We start from the raw sequence: 15,266 nt of genomic DNA, 5'->3' as shown, positions 1-15,266 counted from the left end.
CTTACTTGATGGTCAGGGCTTCCAGCTTGCCGCTGTTGCCAAACACGTAAAGCATGTTACCCACAACCAGCGGACGCGCACGCAGACCATCGCTGTCGATACGCTCGCGGCCGACAAAACGACCGTCTACCTGGCTCAGCAGGTGCAGGTAACCTTCGAAGTCACCTACCGCTACGTAGCTGGAGAACACTTCCGGTGCCGACAACTGACGGCGAGCCAGGGAGTCGTTGCTCCACAGTGCAGTAGTGGAACGCTCGTCGACACTTTCAACAGTGCCGGAAGCGAGGCTTACGTAGACGCTGCCAAACCCTTGGGCGACACCGGCGTAGCTGGAAGCATCACGCTGCCAGTTGATGCGGCCGCTTTGCAGGTCCAGCGCCGCAACGCGGCCCTGGTAGGTGGCCACGTAAATGGTTTCACCCGACAGCAGCAGGCCACCGTCGATGTCCACTACGCGGTCCAGTTCGGAGCGACCTTGCGGGATAGCCACACGGGTTTCCCAGGCCGGCACGCCGTTCTGGGTGTCCAGGGCGACCACTTTACCGGTCGACAGGCCAGCAACGGCCAGGTTGTTGGTCACAATCGGACCACTGGTACCGCGCAGGGTCAACACCGCCGGGGTGCTGTCGTACAACCAGCGCTGGTTGCCGGTGGCGGCATCCAGACCGATTACACGGTCATCCTGGGTCTGCACTACGACCACGTCGCCATTGGTAGCCGGCGCTGCGAGCACTTCACTGGTCACGCGAGCGCGCCATTTCTCTTCACCCGTTGCCGAGTCCAGAGCCACCACGTCGCCCTTGAGCGTACCGATCAGCACCATGCCGTAGCCGACACCTACACCACCGGAAACCGGCAGTTCGAGGTCTTTCTTCCACTTCACGTCGCCATTCATGCGATCCATGGCCATGACAACGCCAGTGGAGTCAGTGGCCACGATGTTGTCGCCGTCGATCGACGGCTGCAACAGGTTGTACAGGTCGCCCTGGCCATCACCGACGGAGCGGCTCCACTGCTTTTGCAGGACCACTTCTTCCTTGAAGCTGGTCAGCTCGGCAGGAGGCAGTTCTTTTTTACTGTTGCTGCTGCAACCCGCGGCCAGAACGGCCAGAGCCAGCAATGCTGCATGTTTCCAACGGATCACGTCACGCATCCCCTTTGGCCAAGTCGTCCAGCTTGATTTGTAAGCCACCGACTGCCGCTTCATCAGACAGCGCCGCCTTGGCTTTTTGGTACGCAGCATGGGCTTCGTCGGTACGACCCAATTGGACCAACAGGTCGCCCTTGAGCTCTTCACGAGTGGCCACAAATGCCTTGTCAGCATCGCCGTCGAGCAGTTTGAGTGCTTCGTCAGCCTTGTTCTGTGCCGCCAATACCTGAGCCAGGCGCTGACGTGCGATTTCACCCAGGGTCGGGTTGCTCGGCTTGTCGGCGATAGCCTTCAGCTCAGTGGCTGCGTCATCCAGCTTGCCGGTGTCGACCGCCACTTTCGCGACGAACAGGCTGCCGTACTGGGCGTAGGTGCTACCGCCAAATTCGTTTTTCAGCTTGCCGGCAAGGTCCGCCACTTGGGCTGGATCAGGCTTGCCGTCCGGCGTCAGGGTGGTTTCCAGCAATTGCTGATAGAGAATCGAGGCGCCTTGAGACTGGTTGGCCTGATATTTGTGCCAGGCTTGCCAGCCGAACACCACCACTAAAGCCAGCAGACCGCCAGTAACCAGGGGCTTGCCGTTACGCTGCCACCAGTCCTTGAACTCGGCCATTTGCTCATCATCAGTACTCGACACCCCAATACTCCTTAATCGCTAAATTCGGCTGTTCGACAGCTTCAACCCTGCACGACGCAGGTGGCCAAGTGCGCGGCGAGCGCATCAAAGGCAATGTTCTGTTGCTCGCCCTGGCCACGCAGGGGTTTGAAACCTATCACTTGCTGGGCCAGCTCGTCATCGCCGAGGATCAGCGCATACAGCGCGCCGCTCTTGTCGGCCTTCTTGAACTGGCTCTTGAAGCTGCCGGCGCCGGCATTGATCTGCAGGCGCAGGTTCGGCAGTTGGTCGCGCACTTTTTCGCTCAGGGCCAAGGCTGCCAGTTCGGCGGCCTCGCCAAAGGCGCAAAGGTACACGTCCACCTGACGGGAGATTTCTTCCGGGATTTGCTCCAGGGTTTCCAGCAGCAGGATCAGCCGCTCGATGCCCATGGCGAAACCTACGCCCGTGGTCGGCTTGCCGCCCATTTGCTCGACCAGGCCGTCGTAACGACCACCGGCACACACGGTGCCCTGGGCGCCGAGTTTGTCGGTGACCCACTCGAACACGGTCTTGCTGTAGTAGTCGAGACCACGCACCAGCTTGGGATTGATCACATAAGGAATACCGGCCGCATCCAGGCGAGCCTTGAGCCCCTCGAAATGCGTGCGGGATTCGTCGTCCAGGTAGTCGGCCATTTTCGGCGCGTCGACCAGTACGGCCTGGGTGTCGGCGTTCTTGGTATCCAGAACACGCAGCGGGTTGGTTTTCAGACGGCGCTGGCTGTCTTCGTCCAGCTTGTCCAGGTGGGCGGACAGGTACTCGACCAGGGCTTCGCGATAGCGGCCCCGGGATTCACTGGTGCCCAGGCTGTTGAGTTCAAGTTTGACCGCATCGCGGATGCCCAGTTGGCCCCACAGGCGCCAGGTCAATACGATCAGCTCGGCATCGATGTCCGGACCGTCCAGGTTGAAGACTTCGCAACCGATCTGGTGGAACTGGCGATAGCGGCCTTTCTGGGGGCGCTCGTGGCGAAACATCGGGCCGATGTACCACAGCTTCTGGGTCTGGCCACCACCAGTGATGCCATGCTCGAGTACCGCGCGCACGCACGCAGCGGTGCCTTCCGGACGCAGGGTCAGGGAGTCGCCGTTGCGATCTTCAAAGGTGTACATCTCTTTTTCGACGATGTCGGTTACTTCACCGATGGAGCGCTTGAACAGCTCGGTGAACTCGACGATCGGCATGCGGATCTGCTTGTAACCGTAGTTATCCAGCAGGCGCGCGACCGTGCTCTCGAAGTAGCGCCACAGTGGCGTCTGCTCCGGCAGGATGTCGTTCATGCCACGAATGGCTTGCAGAGACTTGCTCACATCTAATCCTTAAATTCGTTCTTAGCCGCGCGCGATCAGCGCTGCGTCAGCCGCAACCTTTTCAGCTGCTTTCTCGCGGATCAGCTTTTCCAGATGATCCACGAGATTCTCATTCGTCAGTTTCTGCGACGGCTTGCCGTCGATGTAAATCAGGTTCGGTGTACCGCCAGTCAGGCCCACATGGGCTTCCTTGGCTTCACCCGGCCCATTGACCACACACCCGATCACCGCCACATCCAGCGGCACCAGCAGGTCTTCGAGGCGCAACTCCAGGTCGTTCATGGTTTTCACCACGTCGAAGTTCTGCCGCGAGCAGCTCGGGCAGGCAATGAAGTTGATGCCACGGGAACGCAAACGCAGGGATTTGAGAATGTCGTAGCCGACTTTCACTTCCTCTACGGGGTCTGCCGCCAGGGAGATGCGGATAGTATCGCCAATCCCTTCGGCGAGCAGCATACCGAGACCCACCGCAGATTTCACTGTGCCTGAGCGTAAACCGCCCGCTTCAGTGATACCCAGGTGCAGCGGCTGCACGATTTCCTTGGCCAGCAAGCGGTAGGCTTCTACCGCCATGAACACGTCGGAGGCCTTTACGCTGACCTTGAAGTCCTGGAAATTCAGGCGCTCAAGGTGTTCAACGTGGCGCAATGCCGACTCAACCAGCGCGGCCGGGGTCGGTTCTCCGTACTTTTTCTGCAGGTCTTTTTCCAGGGAACCGGCGTTGACGCCGATGCGGATGGGAATGCCACGATCACGCGCTGCATCAACCACCGCGCGCACACGGTCTTCGCGACCGATATTGCCCGGGTTGATGCGCAGGCAGTCCACACCCAGCTCGGCCACACGCAGCGCGATCTTGTAGTCGAAGTGAATGTCGGCGACCAGCGGTACCTTGACCAGTTGCTTGATGCGGCCAAAGGCTTCGGCAGCGTCCATGTCCGGCACGGAAACACGCACGATGTCTACGCCGGCGGCTTCCAGACGGTTGATCTGGGCGACAGTTGCGGCCACATCATTGGTGTCGCTGTTGGTCATGCTCTGCACTGCGATAGGGGCATCGCCACCTACCGGCACCGAGCCGACCCAGATCTTGCGCGATACGCGACGTTTGATTGGAGATTCGCCGTGCATGACTATTGTCCCAACTTGAGGCGAGCGGTCTCGCCACTGGTGAACGGCGCCACGTCCACAGGCTGGCCGTTGTAGGCCACTTGCGCGCCACGGGCAAAGCCCAGACGCAGCGTCAAAGGAGGCTTGCCGCCTTGGTCAAGTGTATCTCCCTTACGCTTCAGACCGCTAAACAGCACTTTGCCATTGCCATCGGTAACTTGCGTCCAGCAGTCAGCGATGAAGGTAATCTGGATATGCCCGTCGCCGGCGATCAATGCCGGGGTGGTGGGAGGCGAAATCGCAGCCGGGGCCGGGGCCACGGGTGCGTTGGTCGCTGGAGCCTGCGTCGGAGTAGCCGGAGCAGCTGGCGTATGCGCCTGGGCAACCGGGGCAGCCGGTACGGTTGGAGCCGGCACAGCAGCGGTGGCAGCAGGTGCAGTGCCCGCTTCCGGAGCCGGTTGCTCAGTGGCAGCCGGCACTTCCGAGGCGGCCTGCCCTTGAGCAACCGCCTGGTCTTCCGGCTCATCGAGCGGGTGGATCTGGGTGGTGCCGTCGGCGCTTTCGACTTCGACGTGCTCCATGGCGTTGCTGGTCAGGTCCTTGGTGCGTTGGGAGGCCTGGTCTTGCCACCAGACGAAACCGCCACCGACCACCGCAATCAGCAGCAACAGGCTGACAATCCGCAAAATCGTGTGGGAAACCCGTACCGGCTCTTCGATGCGGCCCAGGCCATGCACGTTACTGCCCTGAGAGTCGGTGCCGGTGAACTGGTCGAACGCCTGGACCAATACAGTCTGGTCGATGCCCAGCAATTTGGCGTAGGCGCGGATATAGCCGCGGGCGAAGGTATGCCCAGGCAGCTTGTCGAACGCGCCGGCTTCCAGGTTGCCCAGGGACGTGGCGGTCAAATTGAGCTTGAGGGCCACTTCTGCCAGCGACCAACCATTGCTTTCGCGGGCCTGACGCAAGGTCTCGCCTGGGTTTACGCGATTAGCTGCTACAACTTCCGGGTGCGCCGCTTTCATCATTGCTCCGACAGGTATTGCTGATATTCCGGCGTACCGGGATAGAGTCGTTCGAGTTGCTGGCCAAACTGTGCAGCCGTGTCGCGTTCTTCATGAACCGTCGCCAGGCGCACACCGAGCAATAGACTACGTGCATTTTGCCCGCTGAGCAGGCTAAAACGCTCGTAAAAGTCACGTGCCGGCACATAATGCCTGTCTTCGTAAGACAACTCAGCCATTTCGAGCAACGCCCGTGGCTGGCGACTGTTCAGGTGCAGGGCTTTTTCCAGTTGCTGGCGGGCGCTGTCGCGCTGGCCCATGCGTATCGAGGTCACCCCAAGGTTCTCGAACACGCGCGAACGCTCAGGATAAAGGCTATCAGCGCTGGCTTGCTGGAAATAACGGGACGCCTGCTCATAACGTTGCTGCGCAAACAGGAAGCTGCCGTAGTTGTTCAGCAGCCGAGGGTCGGCAGGACGTGCGGCCAGGGCCTTGTGAAAATACGCCTCGGCCAGTTCAGGCTCAGCCTGAGCCTGGAACACCAGGGCCAGTGCGGCATTGGCATCGGCATCATCGCCGTCCAGTTCCAGCGCCTTTTTCAACGGCACCTTGGCCTGCTCGCTCATGCCCTGGCGCAGATAACCCAAGCCCAATTGCACATAGGCAATTCGCGCCTCGTCACGGCCTTTGCCGGTTTGCATGGGGCTGTCATGGCCCGATGAAACACAACCGGCCATCAGACCGGTGAAAAGCAACAGCAGCGCGAGGCGCAAGGGCATAGAGGTCCTCTCTCAGATTCGATTCACAGCAATTTGCGGCAAATCTTCGGCGGCGTTAAGTTCGCGCACGGCGATATAACGCTCACTGCGGCGGGTGCGATCCATCACTTGCCCGACCAGTTGGCCACAGGCGGCGTCGATGTCTTCACCACGGGTGGTGCGCACAGTAACGTTGTAGCCGGCCTGGTGCAGTTGATCCTGGAAACGGCGGATGGCGTTGTTGCTCGGCCGCTCGTAGCCAGAATGGGGAAACGGGTTAAACGGAATCAGGTTGATCTTGCACGGGGTGTTCTTGAGCAGCTCGATCATCTCGACCGCATGCTCAACTTTGTCGTTGATGTCTTTGAGCATGGTGTACTCAATGGTCAACACGCGCTTTTCGCCCAAGGTCGCCATGTAGCGCTGGCAAGATTCGAGCAGCATCTTAAGCGGATACTTCTTGTTGATTGGCACCAATTGGTTACGCAATGCGTCATTGGGTGCGTGCAAAGACAACGCCAGGGAGACGTCGATGTGCTTGGCCAGCTCATCGATCATCGGCACCACGCCGGAGGTCGACAGGGTCACACGGCGCTTGGAGATGCCGTAACCCAGGTCGTCCATCATCAAATGCATGGCGGCAACGACGTTGTCGAAGTTCAGCAGCGGCTCACCCATGCCCATCATCACCACGTTGGTGATGGCACGGTCGACGGTTGCCGGGACGCTGCCAAAGGATTTGTTGGCAATCCACACCTGGCCGATCACTTCGGCGGCAGTGAGGTTGCTATTGAAGCCTTGCTTGCCGGTGGAGCAGAAACTGCAGTCCAGGGCACAGCCTGCCTGGGACGAAACGCACAAAGTGCCGCGCTTGCCCTGGGGAATGTAGACGGTCTCGACGCAGCTGCCGGACGCCACGCGCACCACCCACTTACGGGTGCCGTCGGTGGAGATGTCCTCGCTGACAACCTCGGGACCGCGGACCTCGGCAATGGCCTTGAGCTTGTCGCGCAGGGCCTTGCTGACGTTCGTCATGGCGTCGAAATCGTCGACACCAAAGTGGTGAATCCACTTCATTACCTGACCGGCACGGAAACGCTTCTCCCCGATTGAGTCGAAGAATTTTTCCATTTCCTGTTGAGTCAGACCCAGCAGGTTGGTTTTAACAGTCGATGTAGTCATGGATTCACCCTCACCCTTTAAGCCGATGCTTAGCGAGCGGTTACTTCAGTAGCAGCGAAAAAGTACGAGATTTCGCGAGCAGCAGCGGCTTCGGAGTCCGAACCGTGAACAGCGTTGGCGTCGATGGACTCAGCGAAGTCAGCACGGATAGTGCCGGCAGCTGCTTCTTTAGGGTTGGTAGCGCCCATCAGCTCACGGTTCAGAGCGATAGCGTTTTCGCCTTCCAGAACCTGAACAACAACAGGGCCGGAGATCATGAAGGCAACCAGGTCGCCGAAGAAGCCACGAGCGCTGTGCTCAGCGTAGAAGCCTTCAGCTTCAGCTTTGGACAGTTGCTTGAGTTTCGAAGCTACAACCTTCAGGCCGGCTTTTTCGAAACGAGTGGTGATCTCGCCGATGACGTTTTTTGCAACAGCGTCAGGCTTGATGATGGAGAAAGTACGTTGAACAGCCATGGTGTAACTCCAGAAACGGTAATTTACGAAAAATTAAACCCGCGAATTATACGCGGGTTATTGGGTATTGCCTAACTGCGTAAAAAGGCGGCTCAGTCTGCTTCTTCGATCCACAGGCCTTGAATCGCCTCCAGAACCTTTTCGCCACCCCGGTCAGGGATGTCGTCAAATTCCGGCAGTGCCATTACGAGGTCGCGCAACTTGACGAAGTTCACGGTAAGAGGATTGACCTCAGGATGAGCTTCCGCAAGTTGTATAGCGATTTCTTGTACATCAACCCATTTCAGGCTCATGACATTTCCTTGAATCAATGCGGCGCTTCGGCCGCATGGTTGAGGGAATATTTCGGAATTTCGACGGTAATGTCTTCCGTGCCGACCTTTGCCTGACAGCTTAGGCGAGACGTCGCTTCAAGGCCCCAGGCGCGATCCAGAAAGTCCTCTTCCAGCTCATCCGCTTCTTCGAGAGAGTTGAAGCCCTCGCGAATTACGCAGTGGCAGGTCGTGCAGGCGCAGACACCGCCGCAGGCGCTTTCGATCTCGATGTGGTTGTCATGGGCAACTTCGAGGATGGACTTGCCGGTCTCAGCCTCCACAACCATACCGTCCGGGCAATGCTCAGCGTGTGGCAGAAAAATGACCTGCGGCATTAATTATTCCTCGATTTCATTCAGGTTGCGCCCGGCCAGTGCGGCTTTCACCGTCTGATCCATGCGGCGGGCGGCAAAGGCATCAGTCACTTGCGACAGGCGCTTGGTTTGCTGCTCGATGGCGTAACCATCGTTGCCTTTCATCAATTCAGCCAGTTCCTGCATTTGCAGGTCGATAACCATGCGCTCTTCAGCATCCAGCAAACGCTCGCCGTCGGCTTCCAGGGCGCCCTGCACGGCTTCGAGCAGGCGCTGGGCATCGACTTGCTGCTCGCGCAGTACGCGGGCGACCTTGTCGTCACCGGCATACTGGAACGAATCCTTGAGCATTTTGGCGATTTCGCCGTCGGTGAGGCCGTAGGACGGCTTGACCTGAATGCTGGCTTCAACGCCCGAGGCCAGTTCACGCGCAGCTACGCTGAGCAGGCCATCGGCGTCGACCTGGAAGGTCACGCGAATTTTCGCCGCACCGGCCACCATCGCCGGAATGCCGCGCAGTTCAAAGCGCGCCAGGGAGCGGCAGTCACTGATCAATTCGCGCTCGCCTTGCAGCACATGAATCATCATGGCCGTCTGGCCATCTTTGTACGTGGTGAAATCCTGGGCGCGTGCGACGGGGATGGTGGTATTGCGTGGAATCACCTTCTCCATCAGGCCGCCCATGGTTTCCAGCCCCAGGGACAGCGGGATCACGTCGAGCAGCAGCAGTTCGCCACCATCGCGCTTGTTACCGGCAAGCGTGTCGGCCTGGATAGCGGCGCCGATGGCGACTACTTGGTCCGGGTCGATTTCCGTCAGCGGCTGGCGGCCAAACGCTTCGGCAACTGCTTCGCGAACGCGTGGGACGCGCGTCGAACCGCCGACCATAACCACTGCGGCCACGTCTTCGAGCTCAATACCGGAATCACGCACCGCACGACGGCAGGCTTTGAGGCTGCGGGCGACCATCGGTTCGATCAGCGCATCAAAGGCTTCGCGAGTCAGTTGCGCCGACCAGCTGCCGTAGGAGACTTCAACAGAATCAGCATCCGTCAGTGCTTCCTTGGCCGCACAGGCGGTTTGCAGCAGATTGCGCTGCGCGCCCGGGTCCAGGTCAGCCGACAAACCGGCGCTGGTGATGATCCAGCCGGCAATGGCATGGTCAAAGTCGTCGCCACCCAGGGCGCTGTCGCCACCGGTGGCCAGCACTTCAAACACACCGCCGGTCAGGCGCAGGATCGAAATATCAAAGGTGCCGCCGCCTAGGTCATAAATTGCCACCAGGCCTTCAGCGTGCTGGTCCAGACCATAGGCCACCGCGGCTGCGGTCGGCTCGTTGAGCAAGCGCAACACGTTCAGACCGGCGAGCTTGGCCGCGTCTTTAGTGGCTTGACGCTGTGCGTCATCGAAATAGGCAGGAACGGTGATCACTGCGCCGACCAGTTCGCCACCCAGGGTATTTTCTGCGCGCTGACGCAGCACCTTGAGGATATCGGCCGACACTTCCACCGGGCTTTTCGGGCCTTGGACCGTGTCGATGAACGGCATATGGGATTCGCCGCCAACAAAGCGGTACGGCAGCTGCTCGCCCAATTGCTTGACGTCGGACAGACCGCGCCCCATCAAGCGTTTAACCGACAGCACGGTATTCAATGGGTCACTGGACGCCGCCAACTTGGCCGACTCACCGACTTCAGTGCGATCAGCGTGATAACGCACAGCGGAGGGCAGGATCACCTGGCCATTAGCGTCGGGCAACGGCTCGGACAGGCCGCTGCGCAAGGCAGCAACCAGGGAATTGGTGGTGCCCAGGTCAATCCCGACCGCCAGGCGACGCTGGTGCGGTTGAGGGCTTTGGCCGGGTTCGGCGATTTGCAGTAGGGCCATGGTAATCAGGTCTTATCTGTCTATCAGGCGTGCATCACGGGCAGCACTGGGTTAATCGTCGAGGCGCTCTTCTAGCTGGCGCACTTCGTAGGTGAGCTTGTCGAGGAACTGCATGCGCCGCATCAGGCGTTCGGCCTGCTCACGTTGCGCTGCATCATCCCAACAGGCTGCGAAGCTTTCGTTGAGCTCATCCTGGGCCGTTTTCAGACGACGCTTGAAGACCGCGACACCGGCTATATCAGCCTCGTCCTGCAAGTCTTCGAGTTCTTCGCGCCACTGCATCTGCTGCATCAGGAAGTCCGGGTCGTGCACCGTGACTTCGATCGGCAACTCACCACCGTTCAACGCGAGCAGGTAGCGCGCGCGTTTGGGCGGGTTTTTCAGCGTCTGATAGGCTTCGTTGAGGCTGGCCGATTGCTCCAGCGCCAGGCGCTGCTCACGCTCGGAAGCGTCAGCAAAGCGGTCCGGATGCACCCCACGCGCCAACTCTCGGTAGCGCGTGGCAAGCTGCTCAAGGTCCAGCCGAAAGCTCGGCTGCAGCTCGAATAAAGCGAAATGACAAGGAGTACCCACGAATAGCCTCAGATGTTGAAGCTTTCGCCGCAGCCACATTCACCGCGCACGTTGGGGTTGTTGAACTTGAAGCCTTCGTTCAACCCTTCCTTGACGAAATCGAGTTCGGTGCCGTCCAGGTAAGTCAGGCTTTTAGGGTCGATGATCACTTTCTCGCCGTGACTTTCGAACACCTGGTCTTCCTCAACCACCTCGTCGACAAACTCCAGCACGTAGGCAAGGCCGGAACAGCCCGTGGTGCGAACACCCAGACGAATCCCCTCACCTTTACCGCGCCCATTCAGGGAGCGGCGAATGTGCTGCGCAGCCGCTTCTGTCATGCTGATAGCCATCGTTGACTCCTTACTCGTCGCCAAATGCTTAGATCAAGCCTTTCTTCTGCTTGTAGTCGCGAACGGCCGCCTTGATGGCGTCTTCTGCGAGTACGGAGCAGTGAATTTTCACTGGCGGCAGGGCCAGTTCTTCGGCCAGCTGGGTGTTGCTGATGGTGACAGCCTCATCCAGAGTCTTGCCTTTCATCCACTCGGTAGCGAGGGAGCTGGAGGCAATGGCGGAACCGCAGCCGTAAGTCTTGAACTTGGCGTCTTCGATAACGCCAGCGTCGTTGACCTTGATCTGCAGGCGCATCACATCGCCGCACGCCGGAGCGCCGACCATGCCGGTGCCGACATCAGGGTCTTCCGCGTTCATCTTGCCGACGTTGCGCGGGTTTTCGTAGTGGTCGATGACCTTTTCGCTGTAAGCCATGGTACTGAATCCTCACTCATCAGGGCCGCTCTGGAACCCTGTAAAAACGCCTGCGTTTTCCGCCACGTTGTTACAGAGCTTGGGTGGCGGCTTCTATAGTTAGTGTGCCGCCCACTCGATCTTGGAGATATCGACACCGTCTTTGTACATGTCCCACAGCGGCGACAGAACGCGCAGCTTGTTGACGGCTTCGCAGACTTTCTGCGCGGCGTAGTCGACTTGCTCTTCGGTGGTGAAGCGGCCGAAGGTAAAGCGGATCGAGCTGTGTGCCAGTTCGTCGTTGCGGCCCAGGGCGCGCAGAACGTACGAAGGCTCAAGGGACGCCGAGGTGCAGGCCGAACCGGACGAAACCGCCAGGTCCTTGAGCGCCATGATCAGCGACTCGCCTTCGACGTAGTTGAAGCTCAAATTCAGGTTGTGCGGTACACGGGCGGTCATGCTGCCATTGATGTACAGCTCTTCAAGGTTCTCGACCTGCTTGTAGAAGCGATCGCTCAGGGCCTTGATGCGAATGTTTTCGGCCGCCATGTCTTCTTTGGCTACACGGAAAGCTTCGCCCATGCCGACGATCTGGTGAGTGGCCAGGGTGCCCGAACGCATGCCGCGCTCGTGACCGCCGCCGTGCATGGTCGCTTCGATGCGCACGCGAGGCTTGCGGCTCACGTAGAGCGCGCCGATGCCTTTAGGGCCGTAGGTTTTGTGGGCAGAGAACGACATCAGGTCGACTTTCAGCTTGGACAGGTCGATGTCGACCTTGCCGGTGGACTGAGCAGCGTCGACGTGCAGCAGAATGCCTTTGGAGCGAGTCAGCTCGCCAATGGCTGCGATGTCGTTGATGGTGCCGATTTCGTTGTTCACGTGGATCACCGAAACCAGGATGGTGTCTTCACGCAGGGCCGCTTCGATCATGGCCGGGGTGACGATACCGTCGGTGGTTGGCTCAAGGTAGGTGACCTCGAAACCTTCACGCTCCAGTTGGCGCATGGTGTCGAGGACAGCCTTGTGCTCAATCTTGGTGGTAATCAGGTGCTTGCCTTTGGTCGCGTAGAAATGCGCCGCCCCCTTGATTGCCAGGTTGTCGGACTCGGTAGCACCGGAGGTCCAGACGATTTCCCGTGGGTCGGCGCCCACCAGGTCGGCGACTTGGCGACGAGCGTTCTCAACCGCTTCCTCGGCTTTCCAGCCGAATACGTGGGAACGGGAGGCTGGGTTGCCGAAGTTTCCGTCAACCAGCAGGCACTCGCTCATCTTTTGCGCGACACGCGGATCAACCGGGGTGGTCGCTGAGTAATCAAGGTAAATCGGCAATTTCATGGACTTTCTCCTAAATCAGGCTGGCTGGCGTGCCGTTAGCTCTTCGGCTGTCACTCGACGGCGGACGCTTCAATCTTGTCCAGACGCGGCGCCTTGGTGTTGCAACGGCGCTGGTCCTGACGCTGGGCTACTTCTTGTACCTCACGGCGAGTCACAAGATCAGCCAAGCTGATACCACTCAAAAACTCATGGATCTGCAGGCTCAAGTCACACCACAAGTGATGCGTCAGGCAGGTGTCGCCGGCGTGGCAGTCACCCAAACCCTGGCATTTGGTGGCATCGACGGATTCGTTAACCGCGTCGATCACCTGCGCTACCTGAATGCCCTGCATATCGCGGGACAATTGATAGCCGCCACCCGGCCCACGCACGCTGGAAACCAAGTTGCTGCGGCGCAATTTGGCGAACAGTTGCTCGAGATAGGACAGGGAAATGCCTTGGCGCTCGGAGATATCGGCCAGGGACACCGGCCCAGTTTGCGCGTGCAAGGCCAGGTCAAGCATGGCGGTCACCGCGTATCGGCCTTTTGTAGTCAGTCTCATGGACAAGTACCAAGGTGTTTCAGAATGGGAGCAAGTATGCGATTCCCGAGTATTTAAGTCAACTATAAGACCTAGTACTTTAGTCAGGATTACCCGTAAAAAGGGCGCGCAAATAATAGCAGGGTGGGGTGGGGACGAACAGCGGGAACCGGGCCACGACCCAATCTCAAGACCAATGGAAGCCAAATGTGGGAGCTGGCTTGCCTGCGATAGCGGTGGGTCAGCACCCCCTAAATGAGCTGGCAGACCGCTATCGCAGGCAAGCTAGCTCCCACAGAAGGTTTTATCGAGCTTAAGATTTAGCCAGCCTTGGTGGTGCCAGCTTCCACCTTGATCTCGGCGAAGTCTTCTTCGCGCAGCTCAGGCAGGTCTTTTGCGCAGTAGCTGCTGCCCAGTTCCTTCAATGCGCCGCACATACCGTCCAGCTTGCCATCCACGGCCTGCAGGTGGTCGAGCAACTGACCAATGGCACGCGCCACCGGGTCGGGCATGTCTTCGCTGACACCATAGGCATCAAAACCGATCTTCTCGGCCATGGCTTTGCGCTTGGCCTCCTGCTCGTCGCCGAGTTCCGGCTTGACGATGATGCGCCCAGGAATACCCACCACCGTCGCGCCAGGTGGCACGGCCTTGGTCACCACCGCATTGGAGCCCACCTTGGCACCGGCGCCGACAGTGAACGGGCCAAGCACCTTGGCGCCCGCCCCTACCACGACGCCATCGCCCAGTGTCGGGTGACGTTTGCCTTTATTCCAGGTCGTGCCACCCAAGGTCACGCCCTGATACAGCGTCACGTCATCACCGATTTCGGCGGTTTCGCCAATCACGATGCCCATGCCATGGTCGATAAAGAAGCGACGACCGACCTTGGCGCCCGGGTGAATCTCGATTCCGGTCAACCAGCGCCCAAAGTTCGACACCAGCCGCGCCAGCCATTTCCAGCCCATGCTCCACAGGACACCGGACAGGCGGTGAATCCAGATCGCGTGCATGCCCGGGTAGCAGGTCAGCACTTCAAAGGCGTTGCGCGCCGCCGGGTCACGGTGGAAAACACTCTGGATATCTTCTCGCAAACGCTCGAACATTTTTAATCCTTCCGCTTAAGAAGCTCACCACGGGCCGCTTTCTGGGTTTCCGTGAGGATGCCACGCAATATGTTCATTTCTGCCCGGCTGACCGAGCTACGGCCGTACAAGCGACGCAGGCGTGCCATCAAGTGCCGTGGCTTTTCCGGGTCGAGGAATTCGATGGCCACCAGGGTTTGCTCCAGGTGCTCATAGAATCGCTCCAGCTCGTCCATGGTGGCCAGCTCGCCACTTTTGGTCGATGCCACTTCATCCTTCTCGACCTTGCTCGGCTGGCCTTCAGCAGCCAGCCAGGCCATGCGCACTTCGTAACTCAACACCTGCACCGCTGCCCCGAGGTTCAGCGAGCTGAACTCAGGGTCTGATGGAATGTGCACGTGGTAATGACATCGCTGCAGCTCTTCGTTGGTCAGGCCGGAATCTTCACGACCAAACACCAAGGCGATTTCTGCACCACCCGCAGCCTCCTCCACCACTTTGGTGCCGCACTCACGCGGGTCCAGCAATGGCCAGGGGATTCGACGGTCGCGGGCGCTGGTGCCGAGCACCAGGTTGCAGCCGACCAAGGCGTCTTCCAAGGTGGCGACGACCTGGGCTTTTTCAAGGATGTCATTGGCGCCGGATGCGCGGGCATCGGCCTCGTGGTGCGGGAACACACGCGGCTCGACCAGCACCAGGCGCGTCAGCCCCATGTTTTTCATGGCTCGCGCCACCCCGCCGATGTTGCCGGGATGACTGGTATTGACGAGGACGACACGGATGTTTTGCAGCAAGGGAGGCGCTCTCGGACACAGGAAAGGGGAGCAAATCTTACAGAACAGCCTAAGGTTATGCCATGAAAGCTAACGTCGTCCTTCACCTGA

Annotated in this window: 18 protein-coding genes; all 18 read right to left on the bottom strand. The window is 59.4% G+C overall.

From position 1 onward, the window contains the following. Position 1: 1 nt before the first annotated feature. A complete protein-coding gene (bamB, locus tag QF043_RS03800; protein WP_056858730.1) occupies positions 2–1,153 on the bottom strand; it encodes an outer membrane protein assembly factor BamB in 1,152 nt (383 codons plus the stop codon). After that, the gene (locus QF043_RS03795) at positions 1,146–1,763 is read right to left on the bottom strand and encodes a tetratricopeptide repeat protein (protein WP_305460159.1); all 618 of its coding nucleotides are present in this window, start codon (positions 1,761–1,763) and stop codon (positions 1,146–1,148) included. The genes bamB and QF043_RS03795 overlap by 8 nt, the downstream gene beginning before the upstream one ends. 65 nt (positions 1,764–1,828) lie before the next feature. Continuing rightward, positions 1,829–3,118: a histidine--tRNA ligase gene (gene hisS, locus QF043_RS03790; protein ID WP_060754314.1), complete on the bottom strand. Its 1,290-nt coding sequence runs from the start codon at positions 3,116–3,118 to the stop codon at positions 1,829–1,831. A 21-nt stretch (positions 3,119–3,139) separates the two neighbouring features. Beyond that, positions 3,140–4,249 carry a flavodoxin-dependent (E)-4-hydroxy-3-methylbut-2-enyl-diphosphate synthase gene (ispG, locus tag QF043_RS03785; protein ID WP_056858733.1) on the bottom strand — a complete coding sequence of 370 codons (1,110 nt, stop codon included), beginning with the start codon at positions 4,247–4,249 and terminating at the stop codon, positions 3,140–3,142. Positions 4,250–4,251: 2 nt separating this feature from the next. After that, complete coding sequence (locus QF043_RS03780) at positions 4,252–5,253, bottom strand: RodZ family helix-turn-helix domain-containing protein (protein ID WP_307417556.1); 1,002 nt, start codon at positions 5,251–5,253, stop codon at positions 4,252–4,254. Then, positions 5,253–6,011, bottom strand: a complete 759-nt coding sequence (gene pilW, locus QF043_RS03775) for a type IV pilus biogenesis/stability protein PilW (protein ID WP_305455467.1) — start codon at positions 6,009–6,011, stop codon at positions 5,253–5,255. Before pilW ends, QF043_RS03780 begins: the two co-directional genes overlap by 1 nt. Before the next feature lie 12 nt (positions 6,012–6,023). Continuing rightward, entirely contained in the window at positions 6,024–7,172 is a 1,149-nt protein-coding gene (gene rlmN, locus QF043_RS03770) for a 23S rRNA (adenine(2503)-C(2))-methyltransferase RlmN (protein ID WP_017135948.1), read from the bottom strand. Between the two features lie 29 nt (positions 7,173–7,201). Then, entirely contained in the window at positions 7,202–7,627 is a 426-nt protein-coding gene (ndk, locus tag QF043_RS03765; protein WP_003175956.1) for a nucleoside-diphosphate kinase, read from the bottom strand. Positions 7,628–7,719: 92 nt separating this feature from the next. After that, a complete protein-coding gene (iscX, locus tag QF043_RS03760) occupies positions 7,720–7,920 on the bottom strand; it encodes a Fe-S cluster assembly protein IscX (protein ID WP_032890702.1) in 201 nt (66 codons plus the stop codon). A gap of 14 nt (positions 7,921–7,934) precedes the next feature. Continuing rightward, entirely contained in the window at positions 7,935–8,276 is a 342-nt protein-coding gene (gene fdx / locus QF043_RS03755) for an ISC system 2Fe-2S type ferredoxin (RefSeq protein ID WP_015885743.1), read from the bottom strand. Positions 8,277–8,279: 3 nt separating this feature from the next. Then, positions 8,280–10,142 carry a Fe-S protein assembly chaperone HscA gene (hscA, locus tag QF043_RS03750; protein ID WP_307417555.1) on the bottom strand — a complete coding sequence of 621 codons (1,863 nt, stop codon included), beginning with the start codon at positions 10,140–10,142 and terminating at the stop codon, positions 8,280–8,282. Positions 10,143–10,193: 51 nt separating this feature from the next. After that, positions 10,194–10,715 (bottom strand): co-chaperone HscB, encoded by a 522-nt coding sequence (gene hscB, locus QF043_RS03745; RefSeq protein ID WP_017135945.1) that lies wholly within the window; start codon positions 10,713–10,715, stop codon positions 10,194–10,196. A gap of 8 nt (positions 10,716–10,723) precedes the next feature. Next, a complete protein-coding gene (iscA, locus tag QF043_RS03740) occupies positions 10,724–11,047 on the bottom strand; it encodes an iron-sulfur cluster assembly protein IscA (RefSeq protein WP_003209680.1) in 324 nt (107 codons plus the stop codon). 28 nt (positions 11,048–11,075) lie between these two features. Continuing rightward, the gene (gene iscU, locus QF043_RS03735; protein WP_003175965.1) at positions 11,076–11,462 is read right to left on the bottom strand and encodes a Fe-S cluster assembly scaffold IscU; all 387 of its coding nucleotides are present in this window, start codon (positions 11,460–11,462) and stop codon (positions 11,076–11,078) included. A gap of 99 nt (positions 11,463–11,561) precedes the next feature. Further along, positions 11,562–12,776: an IscS subfamily cysteine desulfurase gene (locus QF043_RS03730; RefSeq protein WP_017135944.1), complete on the bottom strand. Its 1,215-nt coding sequence runs from the start codon at positions 12,774–12,776 to the stop codon at positions 11,562–11,564. 50 nt (positions 12,777–12,826) lie between these two features. Next, complete coding sequence (gene iscR / locus QF043_RS03725; RefSeq protein ID WP_003194020.1) at positions 12,827–13,318, bottom strand: Fe-S cluster assembly transcriptional regulator IscR; 492 nt, start codon at positions 13,316–13,318, stop codon at positions 12,827–12,829. Positions 13,319–13,617: 299 nt separating this feature from the next. Beyond that, positions 13,618–14,403, bottom strand: a complete 786-nt coding sequence (gene cysE, locus QF043_RS03720) for a serine O-acetyltransferase (RefSeq protein ID WP_307417554.1) — start codon at positions 14,401–14,403, stop codon at positions 13,618–13,620. Between the two features lie 2 nt (positions 14,404–14,405). Further along, positions 14,406–15,176: a tRNA (cytosine(32)/uridine(32)-2'-O)-methyltransferase TrmJ gene (gene trmJ, locus QF043_RS03715; RefSeq protein WP_003210307.1), complete on the bottom strand. Its 771-nt coding sequence runs from the start codon at positions 15,174–15,176 to the stop codon at positions 14,406–14,408. Positions 15,177–15,266 lie beyond the last annotated feature (90 nt).

This window comes from Pseudomonas sp. W3I7, from assembly GCF_030816095.1.
Lineage (GTDB): Bacteria > Pseudomonadota > Gammaproteobacteria > Pseudomonadales > Pseudomonadaceae > Aquipseudomonas > Aquipseudomonas salomonii.
The sequence above is the reverse complement of the archived record's forward strand: the minus strand, read 5'-3'. Positions and strand labels throughout refer to the sequence as shown.

Coding starts and splice junctions, on each gene's coding strand:
- bamB (WP_056858730.1), bottom strand. CDS start 1,153: ATGCGTGACGTGATCCGTTGGAAACATGCAGCATTGCTGGCTCTGGCC.
- QF043_RS03795 (WP_305460159.1), bottom strand. CDS start 1,763: ATGGCCGAGTTCAAGGACTGGTGGCAGCGTAACGGCAAGCCCCTGGTT.
- ispG (WP_056858733.1), bottom strand. CDS start 4,249: ATGCACGGCGAATCTCCAATCAAACGTCGCGTATCGCGCAAGATCTGG.
- QF043_RS03780 (WP_307417556.1), bottom strand. CDS start 5,253: ATGAAAGCGGCGCACCCGGAAGTTGTAGCAGCTAATCGCGTAAACCCA.
- pilW (WP_305455467.1), bottom strand. CDS start 6,011: ATGCCCTTGCGCCTCGCGCTGCTGTTGCTTTTCACCGGTCTGATGGCC.
- rlmN (WP_017135948.1), bottom strand. CDS start 7,172: ATGACTACATCGACTGTTAAAACCAACCTGCTGGGTCTGACTCAACAG.
- ndk (WP_003175956.1), bottom strand. CDS start 7,627: ATGGCTGTTCAACGTACTTTCTCCATCATCAAGCCTGACGCTGTTGCA.
- iscX (WP_032890702.1), bottom strand. CDS start 7,920: ATGAGCCTGAAATGGGTTGATGTACAAGAAATCGCTATACAACTTGCG.
- fdx (WP_015885743.1), bottom strand. CDS start 8,276: ATGCCGCAGGTCATTTTTCTGCCACACGCTGAGCATTGCCCGGACGGT.
- hscA (WP_307417555.1), bottom strand. CDS start 10,142: ATGGCCCTACTGCAAATCGCCGAACCCGGCCAAAGCCCTCAACCGCAC.
- iscA (WP_003209680.1), bottom strand. CDS start 11,047: ATGGCTATCAGCATGACAGAAGCGGCTGCGCAGCACATTCGCCGCTCC.
- iscU (WP_003175965.1), bottom strand. CDS start 11,462: ATGGCTTACAGCGAAAAGGTCATCGACCACTACGAAAACCCGCGCAAC.
- QF043_RS03730 (WP_017135944.1), bottom strand. CDS start 12,776: ATGAAATTGCCGATTTACCTTGATTACTCAGCGACCACCCCGGTTGAT.
- iscR (WP_003194020.1), bottom strand. CDS start 13,318: ATGAGACTGACTACAAAAGGCCGATACGCGGTGACCGCCATGCTTGAC.
- cysE (WP_307417554.1), bottom strand. CDS start 14,403: ATGTTCGAGCGTTTGCGAGAAGATATCCAGAGTGTTTTCCACCGTGAC.